The following is a 19697-nucleotide window of genomic DNA, read 5'->3' as shown; positions in this document are numbered from 1 at the left end:
CGCTCTTAAAATTCACGGGGCTAGGTTGGCATCACACGAGCGGTGAACAGGGCCGCTCGGCCGAGGGTCAAAAAACAGCCCCGGCGCCAACCCGGACAAGAGGCGTCCCATGAGCATGATGACGAAGACGCGCGAGGTTGCCTCGCCGCCGATCTCCCCCGAGCGTCTCGAGCGTTTCGAGGCCATCACCCCCGTCTATATGGAGGCCCTGACGCTCATCGAGCGCCTGCACCGCCGCCTGCTGGACGTGATCAAGGACGAGTTCGACCGCCGCAGCCGCTCGGACATCAACGCCGTCCAGGCGCTGCTGCTCTTCAACATCGGCGACCGCGAACTGACCGCCGGTGAACTGCGCACCAAGGGCTACTATCTCGGCTCGAACGTCTCCTACAATCTCAAGAAGCTCGTCGAGATGGGCTACCTGTCCCACCAGCGCTCGCGCATCGACCGCCGGTCGGTCCGCATCTCGCTGACGGACAAGGGCCACGAGATCGCCGCCATCGTGCAGGCGCTCTATGCCAAGCACGTCCGCACGGTCGAGCAGGTCGGCGGCGTCAACCTCGACGACTTCAAGTCGCTCAACAAGTCGCTGCTGCGGCTCGAGCGCTTCTGGACCGACCAGATCCTCTACCGGCTCTGAGGCGATCCATGACGCTCCTGTCCACCGATATGGCGCTGCTGCTCTCCGGCATCGCCATGGTCCTGGTCCTCGCCGAGACCATGCTCGGCGTCACCGGCACCACGCTCTTCGTCCGCGATGAGGCGAACCGTCGCCACTGAGACGTGGGACACGAACCGCGATGGCCGGCCTTCCGACGGGAGGCCGGCCGTCGCCGTTTTGGGACACGTCACGACTGCCATGCGCCCTTTTCACGCATCTGTGCGGAGGGAAGCTGCCACAAACGCCTTGAGTTGGTCACATTGATTGCCATAGGTGAAGCCAACGCCGCTTGGCATTCCTTAAGGATAATGGTGTTTGCTCCCCGCGGGCGGGAGCGCACCCCGCCGATGATCCGGAGCCGACCTTTGACCGATCGCTTCACCACCAGGCTCGACCGGCGCGCGCTGCTCGGCGGCCTGGCCTCCCTGCCGGCCCTCGCGCTCGCCTCTCCCGCCCTCGCCCAGCAGGGCCGCTCCGCTGTCGCCGAATGGTCCGACAGCTTCGATGCCGGCTCTCGCACCCGCTCGGCGCGCAACCCCTTTCCGGTTCTCGGTCCGCACACGGTGCAGGGCCTCGAAATGGCCATCGGCCAGTATCAGCAGATCGTCTCCCGCGGCGGCTGGCAGCCGGTCCCGGACCGTGAGCGCCTGCGCATCGGCGCCCGCCGCCCGGCCGTGGTCGCCCTGCGTGACCGCCTCATCGCTTCCGGCGATCTTGACGCCTCCGCCGGCCGCTCCGACATTTTCGACAGCTTCGTCGACACCGCCGTGAAGCGGTTCCAGACCCGCCACGGCATCTCGCCGGATGGCCAGGTCCGTGATGCCACCTTCGCCGCCCTCAATGTCCCGGCTGAGATGCGTCTGCGCCAGCTCGAGACGAATCTCGTCCGCGTCCGCGCCTATTCGGGCTTCCTCGGCAATCGCTTCATCGTCATGAACATCCCCGCCGCCCAGCTCGAGGCGGTCGAGAACGGCACGGTCGTCTCCCGCCATGTCACTGTCGTAGGCAAGATCGATCGCCAGTCGCCGGTGATCTCGACCCGCGTCCAGGACATCAACTTCAACCCCTACTGGACCGTGCCGGCCTCGATCATCCGCAAGGACCTGATCCCGAAGATGCAGGCCGAGCCGGACTACCTCGCCAAGAACCGCATCCGCGTGTTCAACGGCCAGGGCCAGGAAGTGGCGCCGGAATCGATCAACTGGAACACCATGGAGGCGATGAACTATCGCTTCCGCCAGGACCCCTTCGAGGGCAACTCGATGGGCAATGTCCGCATCAACATTCCCAACCAGCATGCGGTCTACATGCACGACACGCCCTCCAAGGGCCTGTTCGGCGAGGACCAGCGCTTCCACTCCTCGGGTTGCGCCCGCGTCCAGAATGTCCGCGAGCTCATCGCCTGGATCCTGCAGGGCACGCAGTGGAGCCGTTCGGAGATCGACCGGATCTTCCGTACCACCGACCGCGTCGACGCCAAGCCGCTGCAGCCGGTCCCGGTCTACTGGGTCTATATCACCGCCTGGGCCAATCCGGACGGCCTCGTGCAGTTCCGTGACGACATCTACCAGCGTGACGGCATCGGCCCCCAGGCCGCGACGGGCATGGGCCAGCCGGTCGCCCTGCGCTGATCGGACACCCGCAGCCTTTTCCAAAAGCCCGGCCTCGCGCCGGGCTTTTTCGTTTCACCTGGGACGCGGCGTTCGGTCATGGTGCGGGCGAACGAGGCTGTGGCACGATGGGCCATGCCCGAATCCTCCGGCCGCACCGTCTATTTCGAGCACACCGTGATCGGCGCCTATCTGCGCTGCGCCGCCATCTGCGCGGAGACCGGCACCGAAGTGGTGGTGATGGGGCCGGCGCACACCGCCCTCCCTGATCTCGAACGGCTTGCCCGTCGTAAGCTGGAGCGTCGGCTGATGCAGGATACGGGGGAGGGGTCCTGACATCGGCACAAGGTCTGGTGCCGCGCGCGCCTTCGGCCTTGGACTTGCCACCGGCGCTGTGCTACCCGCTAGCCCATATCATCGACCGCCACGGCGGGTGCCCGCCGCCTCACGGAGCCATCCGGATGTCCTCGTCCTCCGCCGCCGCGAAGCCCTTCGATGGCTTCTTCTCCGCGTCCCTCGCCGACACCGATCCGGTGATCTTCGACGCGATCCAGAAGGAGCTTGGCCGGCAGCAGCATGAGATCGAACTGATCGCCTCGGAGAACATCGTCTCGCGCGCCGTCATGGAAGCGCAGGGCTCGGTGATGACCAACAAGTATGCCGAGGGCTATCCGGGCAAGCGCTACTATGGCGGCTGCCAGTTCGTCGATATCGCCGAGACGGTCGCCATCGAGCGCGCCACCAAGCTGTTCGGTTGCCGCTTCGCCAATGTCCAGCCGAATTCGGGCAGCCAGGCGAACCAGGCCGTGTTCCTCGCCCTCATGCAGCCGGGCGACACCTTCATGGGCCTGGACCTCGCCGCCGGTGGCCACCTCACCCATGGCTCGCCGGTCAACGTCTCCGGCAAGTGGTTCAAGGTGGCGCCCTATACGGTGCGCCGCGAGGACCAGCTCATCGACATGGACGAGGTCGCCCGCATCGCGCGCGAGGCGAAGCCGGAGATCATCATCGCCGGTGGCTCGGCCTATGCCCGCTTCTGGGACTTCGCCCGTTTCCGCGCCATTGCCGATGAGGTTGGCGCCTATCTCTTTGTCGACATGGCCCATTTCGCCGGCCTGGTCGCGGGCGGCGCCCATCCCTCTCCGTTCCCGCATGCCCATGTGGCTACCACCACCACCCACAAGACCCTGCGCGGTCCGCGTGGCGGCATGATCCTCACCGATGACGAGGAACTCGCCAAGAAGTTCAACTCGGCGGTCTTCCCCGGTATGCAGGGCGGCCCGCTCATGCATGTCATCGCCGCCAAGGCCGTGGCCTTCGGCGAGGCGCTGCGCCCCGAGTTCAAGACCTATTCCCACGCCGTCGTTGCCAATGCCAAGGCGCTGGCCGAGACGCTGAAGAGCGCCGGTTTCGACCTCGTCACCGGCGGCACCGATAACCACCTGATGCTGGTCGACCTGCGCCCGAAAAACCTCACCGGCAAGGCCTCCGAGGCCGCCCTCGGCCGCGCCTACATCACCTGCAACAAGAACGGCATTCCCTTCGACCCGCAGAAGCCCTTCGTCACCTCGGGCGTCCGCCTCGGCACCCCGGCCGGCACGACCCGCGGCTTCGGCATTGCCGAGTTCAAGCGCGTCGGTGAGCTCATCGCCGAGACGCTGGACGGACTGTCCCGCGCCAATTCCGACGAGGGCAACGCCCAGGTCGAGGCGGTCGTGCGGGAGAAGGTCAAAGACCTCACCGCCCGCTTCCCCATCTATTCCTGACGGGACGCGCGCGCCGTGCGCTGCCCCTTCTGTGGGTTCGCGGATACGCAGGTGAAGGACAGCCGTCCCACCGAGGACGGCTCCGCCATCCGTCGCCGCCGCGTCTGCACGGAATGCGGCGGGCGCTTCACCACCTTCGAGCGCGTGCAGTTGCGTGAGCTCATCGTGGTCAAGCGCTCCGGCAAGCGCGTGCCCTTCGACCGCGACAAGCTCATGCGATCCATCCAGATCGCGCTGCGCAAGCGGCCGGTGGACCCCGAGCGCGTCGAGCGCCTCGTCTCCGGCATCGTCCGCCAGCTCGAGGCCTCCGGCGAGTCGGACATTCCCGCCGAGAATATCGGCCGCATCGTCATGGAGGCGCTCAAGGCCCTCGACGACGTCGCCTATGTGCGTTTCGCCTCGGTCTACCGCAATTTCCGCGATCCCCGCGAGTTCCAGCAGCTGATCGGCGAGATGTCAGAGGACGGCGACGGCACGACCGAGCCCGGGCGCAGCTAGCGTCATGGCCGCTGGCGCCTTCACCGCGGTCGATGCCGCCCATATGGACCACGCGCTGCGCCTCGGCCGGCGGCATCTCGGTCTCGCCTGGCCCAATCCCTCCGTCGGTTGCGTTGTCGTCAAAAGCGGCGTGATTGTCGGCCGCGGCGTGACCCAGGCCGGCGGCCGCCCGCATGGCGAGACGACGGCCATCGCCCATGCGCTCGCCGCTTCCGGCCTGCGCGCCACCCATGGCGCCACCGCCTATGTGACGCTGGAGCCCTGTTCGCATTACGGCCGCACGGCGCCCTGTTCGGATGCTCTCGCCCGTGCCGGTATCGCGCGCGTCGTCTGTGCCATCGGCGACCCCGATCCGCGCGTCCATGGCCGCGGCTTCCACATGCTCCGCGCCTATGGCATCGCCGTCGATGTCGGCGTTGGCGCCGCCGAGGCCGCCCTTGATCACCGCGGTCATTTCACCCGCGTGCGCCAGGGCCGCCCCTTCGTGCAGCTGAAGATGGCGCTCTCCGCCGACGGCTTCGTGGCGGCCGCGGGCGGCGCGCGTACCCAGATCAGCTGCCCCGAGGCCACCGTCCAGCTACATCTCGTCCGCGCCATGGCCGATGCCATCATGATCGGCATCGGCACGGTGCTGGCCGACGACCCGCTGCTCACCTGCCGCCTTCCCGGCATGGAGGACCGCTCGCCGATCCGCGTCATCATCGACTCGAAGCTGCGCCTGCCGCTCACCTCCCGCCTCGTCGCCACCGCGCGCGACGCGCCGACCTGGGTCGTCTCCACCGTCGGCGCACCGCCCGAGGCCGAGCGGGCGCTGCGCCAGGCCGGCTGCGAGGTCATGCTGGTGAGCCGCCTCGCCGACGGCTCCGTCGACATGGGTGCCGCGCTCCGGCTCTTGTCCGCGCGCGGCATCACCCGCGTCATGAGCGAGGGCGGCCCGATCCTTGGCGCGACGCTGATGCAGCAGGCGCTGGCTGACGAAATCATCGTCGCGCGCTCGCCGGCCGCACTTGGCGACGGCGTGCCCGGTTTCGTCATCCCCATGCCCGAGCGCTACCGCCTCGCCGAGAGCCGCACCGCCGGCTGCGACCTCATCGAAACCTTCCGCCCCGATCCCGCCGCTCAAGGAGCCTGAACCATGTTCACCGGCATCATCACCGACGTCGGCGAGATCGTCGCCGTGGAGGCCCGCGGCTCCGCGCGCCATCTGGCGGTGGCCTGCTCCTATCCGGCCGACAGCCTGCCGCTCGGCGCCTCGGTCTGCCACATGGGCATCTGCCTGACCGTCACCTCGCTTGCCGAACAGGGCAACCGCACCGTCTTCACCATCGACGCATCGGCCGAGACCCTCGCCCGCACCACGCTCGGTGCCTGGCAGGCCGGCAAGAAGGTCAACCTCGAGCGGGCGCTGCGCATCGGCGATGAACTCGGCGGCCATATCGTCACCGGCCATGTCGATGGCGTTGCCGAGATCGTCTCGCGCGACGACACCGACGGCACCGCCCGCTTCGTCTTCCGCGCCCCGAAGGACCTTGCCAAGTTCATCGCCGAGAAGGGCTCCGTCGCCCTCGACGGCACCTCGCTCACCGTCAACGGCGTCGACGGCGATACCTTCACCGTCACCATGATCCCGCACACCCTCGCGGTGACCACCTGGGGTGACGCCAAGGCCGGCGACCGCGTCAACATCGAGGCCGACATGATGGCGCGCTATGCCGCCCGCCTTGCGGATGCGAAGGCGGGGGGCTACTAGAGCGCTCCCATTTCGAAGGACCCGCCATGGCCGCTCCGCGTTCCGCAGCCGAGCACGTGATCCCGACTCATGCCCGCGTGCTGATCGTCGAGGCGCGTTTCTATGATGACCTCGCCGACGCCCTGCTCGATGGCGCCAAGGCGGCGCTTGCCGAGGTTGGCGCGACCTGTGAGGTCCACACCGTGCCCGGTGCGCTGGAGATCCCGGCCGCGATCGCCATCCTGATGGACGGCGCGGCCGCCCGCGGCCAGCCCTTCGACGGGGCAGTGGCCCTCGGTACGGTCATCCGCGGCGAGACCACCCATTACGAGATCGTCTCGGAGGAGAGTTCGCGGGCGCTCATGGACCTCTCGGTCCAGCGCAAGCTGCCCCTCGGCAACGGCATCCTCACAGTCGAGAACGATGCCCAGGCCTGGGCGCGCGCCCGTCGCAGCGAACTCGACAAGGGCGGCGGGGCGGCGAAGGCCTGCCTCGCCATGATCCGCCTGAAGCGTGGGGCGGAGCAGCCCTGATGTCCGAGACCGCTCCGAAACAGGCCAACAAGCGCGGCACGGCGCGTCTCGCCGCCGTCCAGGCGCTCTACCAGATGGATGTCGCCGGCACCGACATCAACGACGTGATCGGCTCGTTCCAGACCTTCTGGATGGGCCGGGAGGTCGAGGGCGACACCTACCTGCCGGCCGATCACCAGTTCTTCCGCGACATCATCCAGGGCGTGATGCGCGAGCAGCAGCGCATCGACGTGGCGGTGGACCGCATCCTCGCCGACGACTGGCCGCTGCGTCGCATCGAGGCCGTGCTGCGCGCCGTGCTGCGCGCCGGCACCTACGAGCTCTTCGAGCGCCCGGACGTGCCGGCCAAGGTCATCATCGCGGAATATGTCGACGTGGCCGATGCCTTCGTCGATCGCGAGGAGGTCGGCATGGCCAATGCCGTGCTCGACAAGATCGCCAAGCGCGTGCGCGCCGCTGAAATGGGCGAGGCGCCGAAGCACTGAGCGCTTCCCGGCGCGGCTCCGCCGGGCCATGATCCCCCCGTGACACGCCCCTCCGAAGACGCCCTCATCGCCCGCTTTTTCGCGCCGCTCGCCACCAGCGCCGGTGCGGATGGGCTCACCGATGATGCGGCAACCATCCTGCCGGGGGAAGGGGACCTCGTCGTCACCAAGGACATGGCGATCGCCGGCGTCCATTTCTTCCCCGACGATCCGCCGGGCCTCGTCGCTGCCAAGGCGCTGCGGGTGAACCTCTCCGACCTCGCCGCCAAGGGCGCGGTGCCTGTCGGCATGCTGCTGGGGCTGGGACTTCCCGCGGACTGGTCGGTCGAGTGGCTGGAGGGTTTTGCTGGCGGCCTCGCTGCCGATTTGAAAGCCTATGGCTGTCCGCTGCTCGGCGGCGACACGGTGAAGGTGCCGGGGCCGCTGACTCTCTCCGTCACTGCCTTCGGGCGCGCCAGCCGCACCGTGCGTCGCCGTGGGGCGCGGCCAGGCGACCTCCTCTGCGTCACTGGCACGATCGGTGACGGCGCGCTGGGGCTCCTGGCGCGGCAGGCGGAACGCGATCCCGCAACCGCGCCGGGTTGGCTCGCCGCCCTCGGCGAGGATCATCGCCGCCACCTCATCGATCGCTATCTTAAGCCCCAGCCGCGGGTAGCCCTGGCGAAGGCCATAGCGCGCCATGCTTCGGCTGCCATGGATGTATCGGATGGCCTCGTGGGCGACCTTGCCAAGATGATGGCGGCGTCGGGCACGGGCGCGATGGTGGACGCCGGCGCCGTGCCGCTGTCGCCGGCCGCCGCTGCCGCCCTTGCGACGGACCAGGCCCTCTGGACACGGGCGCTGACCGGCGGTGACGATTACGAGATCCTGCTGGCCTGCCCGCCGGCCCGGCTTTCCTCGCTGCAGGCGGATGCGGCGGCGGTGGCGGTGCCCCTCGCCGTGATCGGCGAGGTCACGGGCAGCACCGGCGTTACCTGGTCGCTCAACGGCCAGCCGCTGACCTTCGGATCGGAACGCTTCGAGCACTTTTGAGCGCTTAGCGTCGAGACGTGCCCTGCACTTCGGATCGGCCACGCGGCCTAGAGCGCGATGTCATGTCCGCGACCAGCAGTCACCGCAAAACAAAAGGCCCCGGCGAACCGGGGCCTTCCGAAACCATCAGACCATCAGGCCTCAGTCCCAGGCCATGACCACGTGGCCGGGCGAGATCTCGCGATACTGGCGCACCGGCGGCACGTAATCCGGCGCGCGGACCGGGCTCTTGATCTCGTCGTTCGAGACACCGCGCTTCTGCAGGCGGCGGGCCGGATCCGGGATCGGCACTGCCGCCATGAGCTTCTTGGTGTAGGGGTGCTGCGGATTGCCGAAGACCTCGGCGCGCGGGCCGATCTCGACGATCTCGCCGAGATACATCACCGCCACGCGGTGGCACATGCGCTCCACCACCGCGATGTCATGGGAGATGAAGAGATAGGCGAGGCCCATGCTGGCCTGCAGGTCGAGCATGAGGTTCACGACCTGCGCCTTCACTGACACGTCGAGCGCGGAGACCGCCTCGTCCGCGACGATCAGCTTCGGGCCCAGCGCCAGGGCGCGGGCGATGCAGATGCGCTGGCGCTGGCCGCCGGAGAACTCGTGGGGATAGCGCGAGGCCATGTCGGGCGACAGGCCGACGCGGGTCAACAGGTCCGCCACCCGGTCGCGCGCCTCCGAACCTGAGGCGAGGCCATGGGCATAGAAGGGCTCGGCAATGGCGGAGCCGATCGACATGCGCGGATTGAGGCTGGCGAAGGGGTCCTGGAAGATGATCTGCATCCGCTTGCGCATGTCGCGGAGCTTGGCGCTTTCGAGGGTCAGCACGTCCTCGCCGTCGACGACCACCGAGCCGGAATTCGGCTGAATCAGACGCAGGATGGACCGGCCCGTCGTGGACTTGCCGCAGCCGGACTCGCCGACGAGGGCCAGCGTCTCGCCGGCATGGAGCGAGAAGGAAACGTTCTCCACCGCATGGACGCGGCCGGAGACCTTGCCGAACAGGCCGGAATGAATGTCGAAGCGGGTGGTGAGATTCGCGACCTCAAGCACGGGCCGATCAGCGGCCTTCACCGTGTCCGGCGTCTCCACCGGAACGTCGCTCTCGCCGGTCGTCTTGTCGACGACGGGGAAACGCATCGGCCGGGCGATGCCTTTCATCGAGCCGAGCTGCGGCACGGCCGACAGCAGCGCCTTGGTGTAGGGATGGGCCGGGGCAGCGAAGATCTGCTCGGTCTTGCCGGTCTCCACCGCCTTGCCCTGGTACATGACGACGGTGCGGTCGGCGATCTCGGCGACGACGCCCATGTCGTGGGTGATGAAGAGGACGGACATGCCCTCTTCCTCCTGAAGCTCCTTGATGAGCTCGAGGATCTGCGCCTGGATCGTCACGTCGAGCGCGGTGGTCGGCTCGTCGGCAATCAGCAGCTTCGGCCGGCAGGCGAGCGCCATGGCGATCATCACGCGCTGGCGCATGCCGCCGGAGAAGCGGTGCGGATATTCATGGAAGCGCGACTTGGCGGCGGGGATGCGCACCTTTTCCAGGAGGCGCACGGTCTCGGCCTCGGCCTCTTGCCGCGACAGGCCGCGGTGGTAGATCAGCGCCTCGGCGATCTGGAAACCGATGGTCAGCACCGGATTGAGGCTGGTCATCGGCTCCTGGAAGATCATCGCGATCTCGTTGCCGCGGACATGGTTCATCGCCTTGTCGTTGATCGTGGTGAGCTCGCGGCCGACCAGCTTGATGCTGCCTTCCACCTTGCCGCTCTGCGGCGGGATGAGGCGCATGATCGACAGGGCGGTGACCGACTTGCCCGAGCCCGACTCGCCGACGATGGCGACGGTTTCCTTCGCGCCGACCTCGAACGAGATGCCCTTCACCACCGCGTTCCACTCGCCCTCGCGCAGGAACGACGTGACGAGGTTGTTGACGGACAGAACAGGACCGGTGGAGGCGGCGGGGGCCAGGCCGTCGGTGGCAGTCTGGGACAAAGCGGTCACGTGGAATGTCACTCGTGCTGGAGATCGGAAGAACGGCCCGCGGGGGGCCGACGGTCGAGCATCCTTATGCAACGACCATTCCATTGCAACCCGTTGAGGGCATGGCCCGGATGCTGTGGATGATCATTCCTGAGGCTGCCTGTGGCGAAGGCAACAGCCGCCCGCAAGAGCGGCAGCCGCCCCGCCGACGGGCTTTTCCCGCGCCGTCAGCTTCGCTAGAGCGAAACGCAGGAGGTCCGCTGTGCCCGCACGCCCGCTCGTCATGTTCCCCGATCCGCGCCTGCGCCGCCGCGCCGACCCTGTCGAGGTCTTCGACGAGGCGCTGAAGGACCTCGCGCAGGACCTGATGGACACGGTCGTCGCCGCACCGGCCATCGGCCTTGCCGCTTGCCATATCGGCGTCTTCCAGCGGCTGGTCGCCATCCGTCTCGCGGACGACGCGCTGATGCGGCTCTATGTCAATCCGCGCATCCTCTGGACCTCGCCGGAGGTGAAGGTCGAGCGCGAAGGCTCGGTCTCCATGCCCGGCATCTCCGAAGAGGTCGAACGCCCCGCCCGCATCGGCCTTGCCTGGTCGACGCTCACCGGCGCGGAGGAGCAGGGCGAGGCCGACGGTTTCCTCGCCGTCGTGCTCCAGCACGAGATCGACCAGCTTGAGGGGATCTTCTGGCTGGACCGCCTGTCGCGGCTGAAGCGGGAGCGCGCCATCAAGCGCTACGAAAAGCAGCGCCGCGCGGCGCCGTGACGCGCCGGGTCCGTGACCTTCCGCACCTCGCTTTCCCCAGCGTGCCGCTATGCTCGCCTCGCGCCCCGAGCGCGTTTCCGAGGGAGGATGGCATGGCAGGCAAATTCGTGCTGACCAAGGGCAAGAGCGGTCAGTTCCATTTCTCGCTGAAGGCCTCGAACGGTCAGGTCATCCTGTCCAGCGAGATGTACACCACCAAGGCAGCCGCGCTGGCCGGCATCGAGAGCGTCAGGAAGAACGCCAAGGAAGATGGCCGCTATGAGCGCAAGCAGGCCAAGACCGGCCCGATGTTCAACCTCAAGGCCACCAACGGCCAGGTGATCGGCACGAGCGAGGTCTATTCCTCGGAAGCCTCGCGCGATGCCGGCATCGAGAGCGTCAAGAAGAACGCGCCCGAGGCCAAGCTCGACGACACGACGGCCGCCTGAGGATCACCCGGCGGGCAGGGCGGGTTCCGCCCTGCCGATGCGCCGCCAGTGCAGTGTCAGGCCGCCGACGAGGAGGACGAGGCCGGAAGCCGTTGCCCAGGGCCGCGGCACCAGCAGCAGAACGCCGGCGGCGAGGCACACCACCCGCTCGACATGGTTCGCCCGGCCGAGCGCATAGCCCGCGAAGGCGACACAGAAGCCGACGAGCGCGAGGCAGGCCGTCACCGTCACCCACAGCACCGAGAGCCAGGCCGCCAGCGTGCCTGGCATGCCGTAGACCACCGCGCCCGCCGCGTTGGTCCCCGTCGGCACCAGCATGAGCAGCTGCGCGCCATCCGGCGTCAGGCAGAACATGAAGGGCACGATGAAGGCCGGCAGGGTGTATTTCCACGCCTGCATCGTCGTGCGGAAGGGCTCGCCGCCGGTGATGGCAGAGGCCGCGAAGGGGGCGAGAGCGGTGGGCGGCGACACGTCCGCCAGCACCGCATAGTAGAACATGAACATGTGGGCGGCGGCCGGCGGTACGCCGACCTTGATCAGCGCCGGCACCAGCATGACCGCAGCGATGATGTAGCTCGCCGTCACCGGCACGGAGAGGCCGAGCACCCACATGGCGAGCGCCGCCATGAGCAGGATCAGGAACACGTTCGAGCCGCCGGCCGAGATGATGATGCCGGAAATGGTGAGACCGAGGCCGGTGAGGTTCACCACCGAGACGATGATGCCGGCGCAGGCGCAGACCGCGACGATGCCGAGCGTCGAGCGTGTGCCGTCGAGCAGGGCGTCGATCATGCCCGTGCCGCCGGCCGGCACCGGTCGTCCGCTGCGCATGGCCACAAGGCTCTGCGCGCCCGAGACGGCGATCGCCGCCGCAATGCCCCAGAAGGTCGCGACCGAGATGCGGTCGTTGAACAGCTCCTGCAGCCCAAGCCCCTGTGGCCAGCCGCTCATGCCGAAGAGCCAGGCGGCGAGCGCCGCGGCGCAGCCGACGGCGAAGGCCTCCAGCGTCACCAGCCGGCTGTCCTCGCGCACCATGGACAGCACGAAGGCGACGACGATCGACCAGTAGACCGCCATGAAACTGGTGAAGCCCATCACCAGGAAGACGGCGATTGCCCCAAGCGAGATGAAGTGGTAGCCGCCGCGCTTGGTCAGTTCCCAGACCGAGGCGTCCGAGGTGCGCACCGGCACGACGCCGAGGCGACGGGAATCGGCCTCCGTCATCAGCCAGCAGGAGACGTAGTAGAGGACGGTCGGGATCGTCGCGTAGATGAGGATCTGCAGGTAATCGACGTCGAGGAATTCGGCGATGATGAAGGCCGCCGCGCCGAGCGTCGGCGGCGACAGCGTTGCGCCGATGCCGGCCGCGGAGAGCATGCCGCCGGCGACCTGTGGGTCGTAGCCCGAGCGCTTCAGCATGGGCCAGGCGAGGGTCGAGACGGTCACCGTGGTGGCAACGCCCGAGCCCGAGACGGTCCCGAGCAGGAAACCGGACGCGACCACGGCCCGGCCGGGAGCGGAGGGTGAGGGGTTCTTGCCGAAGAGGGCGAAGGCCCATTCGATGAAGAAGCGCCCCGCGCCGCCGCGGTCGAGCACCGCGCCATAGATCGTGAACAGGATGATGAAGGTGGCGGCGACGTCGAGCGGCGTCGTGAACAGGCCCTCGAGAGTGAGGAAGTTCTGCCCGATGATGCGGTTGAGGCTGAAGCCGCGATGCTCGAAGACATCGGGGATGAGCCAGCCCGTGCCGGCATAGCAGTAGATGAGGAAGACGGCGGCGATGGCCGGTAGCACCCATCCGACCGTGCGGCGCGTCGCCTCCAGCACGAGGAGCATGAGGGCGAGGCCGAGCACCAGCTCCTCGGCCGAGGGCTGCATGGCGCGGGTCTTGAACTCGTCGATATTGGTCGACAGGTACCAGGCGCAATAGAGGCCGAGCGCCGCGAAGAACCAGTCCGTCGGCTGGAGCCGCGCCAGCCAGCGGTTGGAGACAAGCAGCGGATAGGCGGCGAAACAGGCGATCAGCACCCAGCCGAGACCGTAGCCGAAGGGCGAGCGCCCCACCACCGCGATCCGGGGGTTCGGGTGATGCAGGATATAGGCGAGCATGGCGATGGCGATGAGCGCCACCACGATTTCCTCGACGCTGGCACGCCGCGTCTGCGGGGCGCCGTCGCGGCCCGTCTTGGCGAGCGGATAGAGGATGAAGATGAGGGCGAGGCAGAGCGTCAGGAAGCTGGCGCGATAGACCGTCGTGGTGATGGAGAACTGCGTCCAGTACATCGCCGTGGCGGCGATGAGGAAGGCGACCGAGCCGGTCAGCCAGCCGAGCCAGCCGCCAACCCGCCGCGCCGGTCCGCCTTCGGAGTCCGAGGACAGCTTTTCCAGCTCCTCGGCCGTCAGGACCCGTTCCGCGTCGCCTGACGCCGGCTTCAGCGCGTCGGTGGTCATGGCCGTTCCCCTGTCGCTTCTCGTCCCCCGACGAGGCGTCGCTGGTCTTCCGCCAGCGGCACGGAAAAAGCCGGAACGGTCTCCCGCCCCGGCTCCCGCTGTTCGTTCGTCGCGATCAGATCGAGACGCCGCGCGCCTTGTAGAAGGCCTCCGCCGCCGGATGGAACGGGGCAGCCAACTTCACCGCTGCGGTCTGCAGCGTGAGCTTGCGGGCCTCCGGGTGGACGGCCTGCATGTCCGTGAGGTTGTTGAAGATGCCCTCGAGGATCAGCGTCACGAGGTCGTTCGGCGCCTTGGCATCGACCAGCATGACATTGGCGACACCGATGCCGGACACGGCCTGGGTCTGCCCCTGGTAGGAGTTCGGCGGCATGATCGATTCCCGGTAGAGGCCGGGATATTTCTTGTTCATCTCGACAAGCTCCTTCGAGGTGTCGAGGAGCTTGAAGGCCGTGCGGCCGGACTGGGCGAGGTCGCGGATCGCCGCCGTCGGGACGCCGCCACCCCAGAAGAAGCCGGCGATCTTGCCGTCGGCGAGGGCATTGGCGCTCTCGGCGACGCCGAGATTGTCGCGGATGATATCGGTCTTCGGGTTGAGGCCGGCAGCCTCGAGCGTGCGGTCGGCCCAGCCTTCGGTCGAGGAGCCAGCAGAGCCGACGCCGATGCGCTTGCCCTTCATCTCGGCGACCGAGTTGATGGCGGGCGTGGCGACGGCATGCAGCACGTTGTCGTAAAGCACTGCGATGATGCGCACCTCGCGCTTGCCGCCGCGGGCATAGGCGCCGACGCCGTTCAGCGCGTCGACGACCGAGTCCAGCGTCGAGAAGCCGATATCGGCATCGCCGGCCGACAGCAGGTTGATGTTGTCGACCGAGCCGCCGGTCACCTGCGAGGTCGCCTGGACGTTCGGGACCTTCTCGGTGAGGACGCGGGCAAGGCCGCCGCCATAGACGAAATAGACGCCGCCGGTGCCGCCGGTGGCGACGGTGAGGCGGCGGCGGGCCTGGGCGAGGGCGGGAGCCCCGAGGCCAAGCAGGGCGGCGCTGGCGGCGAGAGCCGCGCGGCGGTTCAGAAGCAGGGTCATCGACGTTTCCTCGGGAACGGGCGGGCCGGTTGATCCGGCCTTCAGGCAAAAATTTCACGAGGACAGAAGCATGACGGGGCGGTGAAGGGAAGCCCCGGAGGCGTCAGCCGGCCGGGTGACCGGCTGACGCAGTGGCGCAATACCGCAGCTCAGGCCGCCTTGATGACGTTGAAGAATTCATCCACCTGTCGGCGAATGGCCTGGGTCTGGCCGTCGAGCTCGGTCGCTGCGGTGAGCACGAAGGTCGAGGTGCTGCCCGTCTCGCTGGCCGCCTGACTGACGCCGGCAATGTTGGCCGAAACCTCCTGGGTGCCGTGGGCGGCCTCCTGGATGTTGCGCGTGATCTCGCCGATGGCCGATTGCTGCTCGCCCACCGAGGACGAGATGGCCCCCGCGATGGCGCTGATGGTCTCGATAGTCGCGCCGATCTGGGTGATCGAGTTGACCGACTGGGCGGTCGCCGACTGGATCTGTGCGATCTGCACGCCGATTTCGTCGGTCGCCTTGGCGGTCTGGCTGGCGAGGCTCTTCACCTCTGAGGCGACCACCGCAAAGCCCTTGCCGGCCTCGCCCGCGCGGGCCGCCTCGATCGTGGCGTTGAGCGCGAGGAGGTTCGTCTGGCCCGCGATATTGGCGATGAGGTTGACCACGTCGCCGATCCGCTGGGCCGCCTCCGCGAGACCGTCCATGACCGCCTTGGACTGACGCGCCTGCGTGACGGCCTGCGTGGCGATCTCGTTCGAGTGGCTCACCTGGCGCCCGATCTCCACGACAGCCGTGGATAGTTCCTCCGAGGCCGCAGCCACCGTCTGGACGTTGGAGGCGGACTGTTCCGAGGCAGCTGCGACAGCGGTCGACTGCCGCGTCGTTTCCTCGGCATTGGCGGCGAGGCTGTTGGCATTGCTGGTGAGCTGATGGGCAGCATGGCCCATGGTGTTCAACGACTGGCTCATCTCCGTGTTGAACGCGGCGATCGCGGCGTTCATCTTGTCCTGCCGCTGCTGGCGCTCGGTCAGCATGGCCTCCTGGTAGACGGAGATGGCGAGGTCCATGTCGATCATCACGGCCGAATTGACCGCCGTCAGCATCTTCGCAAGCTTGGACGGGCGCCACTTGTAGGTCGCCACCGCGAGCGTCGCGAGCTCGCTCATCACCATGTTGTAGCCACCGATATACCAGCGCGGCTCCAACCCGATCTTGTTGTGGATGTGGCCGATGGTGCGCACACCGCGCATGTAGTCCTCATCGAACGCGCCGTCGAAGAGCCGCGCCCAGTGGCTGCCCTGGACCTTCTTCAGGCGGGGAATATCGTTCCCCAGCATGGCGGCGAGTTTGGGCTCGGCGGAAACGTGGCGATAGAAGCCCTCAAGGATCTGCGGAAGCTTCGGCTCCACAACCTTCCAGAATTCGCGCAAGAGGATCGATGTTTCCGGGCTGATGCGCATGAAGCGCATACGAGTCGAGCGTTCGGCGGCCTCGTCCGAGGCCCCGGGGGACATGGTTTTCATTGTGGCGTTCCCAAAGCACGTCTGCGGAGCAGATCGGGTTTTACCGTCACTTCGGGGGGTAGCGGCGGTCTGCACTGCCGGCGGGCGGTTCGACAACCAAGCCCGTCACATGCGACGGTGCGCCGAACCGGTAAAATCTTCCTGAATTACCGCAACGGAAAAGCGTAATTTTCCGGCGCCGGACCTCGCTTTTGAGCGACGTCAAAGCGTCAAATACAAGGGAAAGTGGTCGCACTCGGTTTACGTGCCACGTCAGGTGGCGCGCTCCTGCGCATGCCTCTGGGCCTCCGGCAGGGCCGGCCGAAGCGGCTCGGCCCTCGCCAGGAACGGTCAGGCCGGCTTCGCCAGCTTGTCCTCGGTCTTCGTGTCGAAGTCGCTGGCCTCATGCCGCTCGCGCAGCTGGCTCGCCGGATCGCCGGTGACGCGGTTGACCATCCGGCCGCGCTTCACCGCCGGCCGCTCGAAGAGCTGCTCGGACCAGCGCACCACGTTGGTGTAGGTGTGGACCTCAAGGAACTCGCCGGCCTCGTAGAGCAGCCCCTTGGCGAGCTGGCCATACCAGGGCCAGATCGCAATGTCGGCGATCGTGTACTCCTCGCCCGCGACGAAGGGTGTCTCGGCAAGGCGGCGGTCGAGCACGTCCATCTGCCGCTTCACCTCCATGGCGTAGCGGTCGATGGCATATTCGATCTTGGTCGGCGCATAGGCGTAGAAATGGCCAAAGCCGCCGCCGAGGAAGGGCGCCGAGCCCATCTGCCAGAACAGCCAGGAGAGCGTCTCGGCCCGAGCGGCCGGCTCCGTCGGCAGGAAGGCGCCGAACTTCTCGGCGAGATAGACGAGAATGGCGCCGGACTCGAACACCCGGACCGGCTTGCCGCCGCTGTGGTCGACGAGGGCCGGGATCTTCGAATTCGGATTGGCATCCACGAAGCCCGATGAGAACTGCGCGCCCTCATTGATGCGGATGAGCCAGGCGTCATATTCCGCGCCGGCATGGCCGAGCGCCAGAAGCTCCTCCAGCATCACCGTCACCTTCACGCCGTTCGGCGTGCCGAGCGAATAGAGCTGCAGCGGGTGACGTCCGACCGGCAGGTCCTTCTCGTGGGTCGGGCCGGCGATCGGCCGGTTGATATTGGCGAAGCGGCCGCCGCTCGCCTTGTTCCAGGTCCAGACCTTCGGCGGCGTGTAGTCGGATGCGGTCATCGGGGGCTCCAGCGGGGGAGCCGCCGGAGCGGCTCCCGGAAGAGGGAAGGGCGGTCAGGCGCCGCGATACTGCTCGTCGGTGACCGGTTCCATCCAGTCGACATGGTTGCCGTCGAGAGCCTCGTGAATGGCGATATGCGTCATGGCGGTCTTCGGGCTTGCGCCATGCCAGTGCTTCTCGCCCGGCGGAATCCAGACCGTGTCGCCGGCACGGATCTCCTCGATCGGACCGCCGAGCTTCTGCACAAAGCCGGAGCCTGCTGTGACGAAGAGCGTCTGCCCCAGCGGGTGAGTGTGCCAGTTGGTCCGCGCGCCGGGATCAAAGCGCACCACCGCGGCGCGAACGCGGGCCGGCGCCTCGGTCTCGACGATCGGGTCCTGCCAGACGCTGCCGGTGAACCAGGCCGCCGGGGGACGTCGCGACTCCGTCGCTCCGCAACGCTTGATCTCCATGGTGCTCTCCTCGCCCGTCATTCGGCGTCATTCATCGTGGCGCCCGGCCGCGACATTATGGTGTCCGCCGGGGCCGGCAAGAGGGCGGCGGCGCATCCCCCCTCGTACGGTGGATGGCTTGGACCATGGACCCAACTTGGCCTAGCATGCGTTGATCGCTGCAAGGCGCAAAAGGAGGACATCGATCCTCCATAACAAGCGAACGGGAGAAGACGATGCGCAAGGACGCCGAAGAGACCCTGTCCCAACGATCCACTGGCGTGTCGCGTCGCGGCGCCATGGGCGCAAGCCTTGCCACCATCGCTGCCGTCACGGGTGGCGCCAGCCTCGCGGGTATGCCCCGGACGGCGCTGGCCCAGAGCGCGCCGGCTCCTGCCGCGGCGCCCGCCCGTCCCGCAGGGCCCCAGCCCTTCGACTTCCCTGGCAAGGAGCGCGGCCTCAAGCTGCTCGGCGACCGGCCGCTCGTCGCCGAGACGCCGGAAGCGCTGCTCGATGACGACACCACCCCCATCGCCAAGTTCTTCATCCGCAACAACGGCCAGGTGCCCGCGGAGATCACGGACCGCGACGGCTGGCGTTTCACCATCGAAGGTGAGGTCGAGCGGCCGCTCACCCTTTCCGTCGCCGAGCTCAAGTCCCGGTTCCAGGCCCAGACCTTCCGGATGGTGATGGAGTGCGGCGGCAACGGCCGCTCCTTCTTCCAGCCGGCCGCCCGCGGCAACCAGTGGACCAATGGCGGCGCCGGCTGCGCCGAATGGACGGGTGTGCGCCTCGCCGACGTGCTGAAGGCCGCGGGCCTTAAACCCACGGCGAAGTATACCGGCCATTTCGGCGCCGATCCGCATCTCTCCGGCGACACCGACAAGGATGCCCTCTCCCGCGGCATGCCCATCGACAAGGCGCTGGAGCCGCACTCGCTCATCGTCTGGCAGATGAACGGCGAGCCGCTGCCGCATATCCATGGCGGGCCGCTGCGCCTCGTCGTTCCGGGCTGGCCGGCCTCGCTCTCGTCCAAGTGGCTGAAGCGCATTCTCGTCCGCGAGACGCCCCATGACGGCCAGGGCATGGGTGGCACCTCCTACCGGATGCCGACCCAGCCGATCGTCCCCGGCTCCAATGTCGACGGCAGGACCAACTTCGCCGACATGACCTCCATGCCGCTGCGCGCCATCATCACCGCGCCGGCCAATGGCACCCGCCTGCCGGAGGCGACGCGCCGCATTCCGCTGCGCGGGGCGGCCTGGGCCGGTGACTATGAGGTGGCGAAGGTGGAGGTCTCCGCCGATGCCGGCCAGCGCTGGCAAACGATGACCCTCACCGCGCCTCGCAACCGCTACGACTGGGTGCGCTGGACCGGCGCTGTCGACCTGCCGACCGCCGGCTATTACGAGTTGTGGGTCCGTGCCACGGATTCCCGCGGCATCGCCCAGCCCCATGTCGCCACCAACTGGAACCCGCAAGGGTATGGCGCCAACCCCCTCCATCGCATCGCTGTGCTGGTGGGCTGAGC

The 19697-nt window shown here is 67.8% G+C and carries 20 protein-coding genes; 14 read left to right on the top strand and 6 right to left on the bottom strand.

Annotated elements, in window-relative coordinates; all coding sequences use genetic code 11:
* Positions 1 to 115 precede the first annotated feature (115 nt).
* From O9344_RS01530 to thiL, 11 genes are all read left to right on the top strand, one after another.
* Entirely contained in the window at positions 116 to 640 is a 525-nt protein-coding gene (locus O9344_RS01530) for a winged helix DNA-binding protein (RefSeq protein ID WP_298472411.1), read from the top strand.
* Positions 641 to 648: 8 nt separating this feature from the next.
* On the top strand, positions 649 to 780 hold the full coding sequence (locus tag O9344_RS01525) for a hypothetical protein (RefSeq protein ID WP_298471973.1): 132 nt from the start codon (positions 649 to 651) through the stop codon (positions 778 to 780).
* A gap of 246 nt (positions 781 to 1026) precedes the next feature.
* A complete protein-coding gene (locus O9344_RS01520; protein ID WP_298471972.1) occupies positions 1027 to 2292 on the top strand; it encodes a L,D-transpeptidase family protein in 1266 nt (421 codons plus the stop codon).
* A 114-nt stretch (positions 2293 to 2406) separates the two neighbouring features.
* On the top strand, positions 2407 to 2607 hold the full coding sequence (locus O9344_RS01515; protein ID WP_298471970.1) for a serine hydroxymethyltransferase: 201 nt from the start codon (positions 2407 to 2409) through the stop codon (positions 2605 to 2607).
* A gap of 125 nt (positions 2608 to 2732) precedes the next feature.
* Entirely contained in the window at positions 2733 to 4037 is a 1305-nt protein-coding gene (gene glyA, locus O9344_RS01510; protein ID WP_298471968.1) for a serine hydroxymethyltransferase, read from the top strand.
* Between the two features lie 15 nt (positions 4038 to 4052).
* The gene (gene nrdR, locus O9344_RS01505) at positions 4053 to 4535 is read left to right on the top strand and encodes a transcriptional regulator NrdR (RefSeq protein WP_298471967.1); all 483 of its coding nucleotides are present in this window, start codon (positions 4053 to 4055) and stop codon (positions 4533 to 4535) included.
* Positions 4536 to 4539: 4 nt separating this feature from the next.
* Complete coding sequence (ribD, locus tag O9344_RS01500) at positions 4540 to 5667, top strand: bifunctional diaminohydroxyphosphoribosylaminopyrimidine deaminase/5-amino-6-(5-phosphoribosylamino)uracil reductase RibD (RefSeq protein ID WP_298471966.1); 1128 nt, start codon at positions 4540 to 4542, stop codon at positions 5665 to 5667.
* 3 nt (positions 5668 to 5670) lie between these two features.
* On the top strand, positions 5671 to 6285 hold the full coding sequence (locus tag O9344_RS01495; protein ID WP_298471964.1) for a riboflavin synthase: 615 nt from the start codon (positions 5671 to 5673) through the stop codon (positions 6283 to 6285).
* A 26-nt stretch (positions 6286 to 6311) separates the two neighbouring features.
* Positions 6312 to 6797, top strand: a complete 486-nt coding sequence (gene ribH, locus O9344_RS01490; RefSeq protein WP_298471962.1) for a 6,7-dimethyl-8-ribityllumazine synthase — start codon at positions 6312 to 6314, stop codon at positions 6795 to 6797.
* On the top strand, positions 6797 to 7282 hold the full coding sequence (nusB, locus tag O9344_RS01485) for a transcription antitermination factor NusB (protein ID WP_298471960.1): 486 nt from the start codon (positions 6797 to 6799) through the stop codon (positions 7280 to 7282). Before ribH ends, nusB begins: the two co-directional genes overlap by 1 nt.
* Positions 7283 to 7321: 39 nt before the next feature.
* Entirely contained in the window at positions 7322 to 8314 is a 993-nt protein-coding gene (gene thiL, locus O9344_RS01480) for a thiamine-phosphate kinase (RefSeq protein WP_298471959.1), read from the top strand.
* A gap of 141 nt (positions 8315 to 8455) precedes the next feature.
* Here thiL and O9344_RS01475 read toward each other — a convergent pair whose 3' ends face one another.
* Entirely contained in the window at positions 8456 to 10315 is a 1860-nt protein-coding gene (locus O9344_RS01475) for an ABC transporter ATP-binding protein (RefSeq protein ID WP_298471958.1), read from the bottom strand.
* A 241-nt stretch (positions 10316 to 10556) separates the two neighbouring features.
* On the opposite strand from O9344_RS01475, the gene O9344_RS01470 reads away from it, so the two are divergent.
* Complete coding sequence (locus O9344_RS01470; RefSeq protein WP_298471957.1) at positions 10557 to 11060, top strand: peptide deformylase; 504 nt, start codon at positions 10557 to 10559, stop codon at positions 11058 to 11060.
* A 92-nt stretch (positions 11061 to 11152) separates the two neighbouring features.
* Positions 11153 to 11488: a YegP family protein gene (locus O9344_RS20115; RefSeq protein WP_363321908.1), complete on the top strand. Its 336-nt coding sequence runs from the start codon at positions 11153 to 11155 to the stop codon at positions 11486 to 11488.
* A gap of 3 nt (positions 11489 to 11491) precedes the next feature.
* Here O9344_RS20115 and O9344_RS01455 read toward each other — a convergent pair whose 3' ends face one another.
* The 5 genes from O9344_RS01455 to O9344_RS01435 all read right to left on the bottom strand — a co-directional run bounded on the left by O9344_RS01455 (position 11492) and on the right by O9344_RS01435 (position 18187).
* Positions 11492 to 13939: a TRAP transporter fused permease subunit gene (locus O9344_RS01455; RefSeq protein ID WP_298471955.1), complete on the bottom strand. Its 2448-nt coding sequence runs from the start codon at positions 13937 to 13939 to the stop codon at positions 11492 to 11494.
* 115 nt (positions 13940 to 14054) lie between these two features.
* Positions 14055 to 15023 (bottom strand): TAXI family TRAP transporter solute-binding subunit, encoded by a 969-nt coding sequence (locus O9344_RS01450; RefSeq protein ID WP_298471954.1) that lies wholly within the window; start codon positions 15021 to 15023, stop codon positions 14055 to 14057.
* Between the two features lie 149 nt (positions 15024 to 15172).
* Positions 15173 to 16522 carry a globin-coupled sensor protein gene (locus tag O9344_RS01445; RefSeq protein WP_298471951.1) on the bottom strand — a complete coding sequence of 450 codons (1350 nt, stop codon included), beginning with the start codon at positions 16520 to 16522 and terminating at the stop codon, positions 15173 to 15175.
* Between the two features lie 339 nt (positions 16523 to 16861).
* Positions 16862 to 17734 (bottom strand): glutathione-dependent disulfide-bond oxidoreductase, encoded by an 873-nt coding sequence (gene yghU, locus O9344_RS01440; protein WP_298471950.1) that lies wholly within the window; start codon positions 17732 to 17734, stop codon positions 16862 to 16864.
* A gap of 54 nt (positions 17735 to 17788) precedes the next feature.
* Entirely contained in the window at positions 17789 to 18187 is a 399-nt protein-coding gene (locus tag O9344_RS01435) for a cupin domain-containing protein (RefSeq protein ID WP_298471947.1), read from the bottom strand.
* A gap of 215 nt (positions 18188 to 18402) precedes the next feature.
* Here O9344_RS01435 and O9344_RS01430 point away from each other — a divergent pair, with 215 nt between their 5' ends.
* Positions 18403 to 19695 carry a sulfite oxidase gene (locus tag O9344_RS01430; RefSeq protein ID WP_298471945.1) on the top strand — a complete coding sequence of 431 codons (1293 nt, stop codon included), beginning with the start codon at positions 18403 to 18405 and terminating at the stop codon, positions 19693 to 19695.
* Positions 19696 to 19697: the final 2 nt, after the last annotated feature.

The sequence above is a fragment of the Phreatobacter sp. genome, from assembly GCF_027532945.1.
GTDB lineage: Bacteria > Pseudomonadota > Alphaproteobacteria > Rhizobiales > Phreatobacteraceae > Phreatobacter.
Note: the sequence above shows the minus strand (reverse complement) of the source record. Positions and strands in the feature narration are given on the sequence as shown.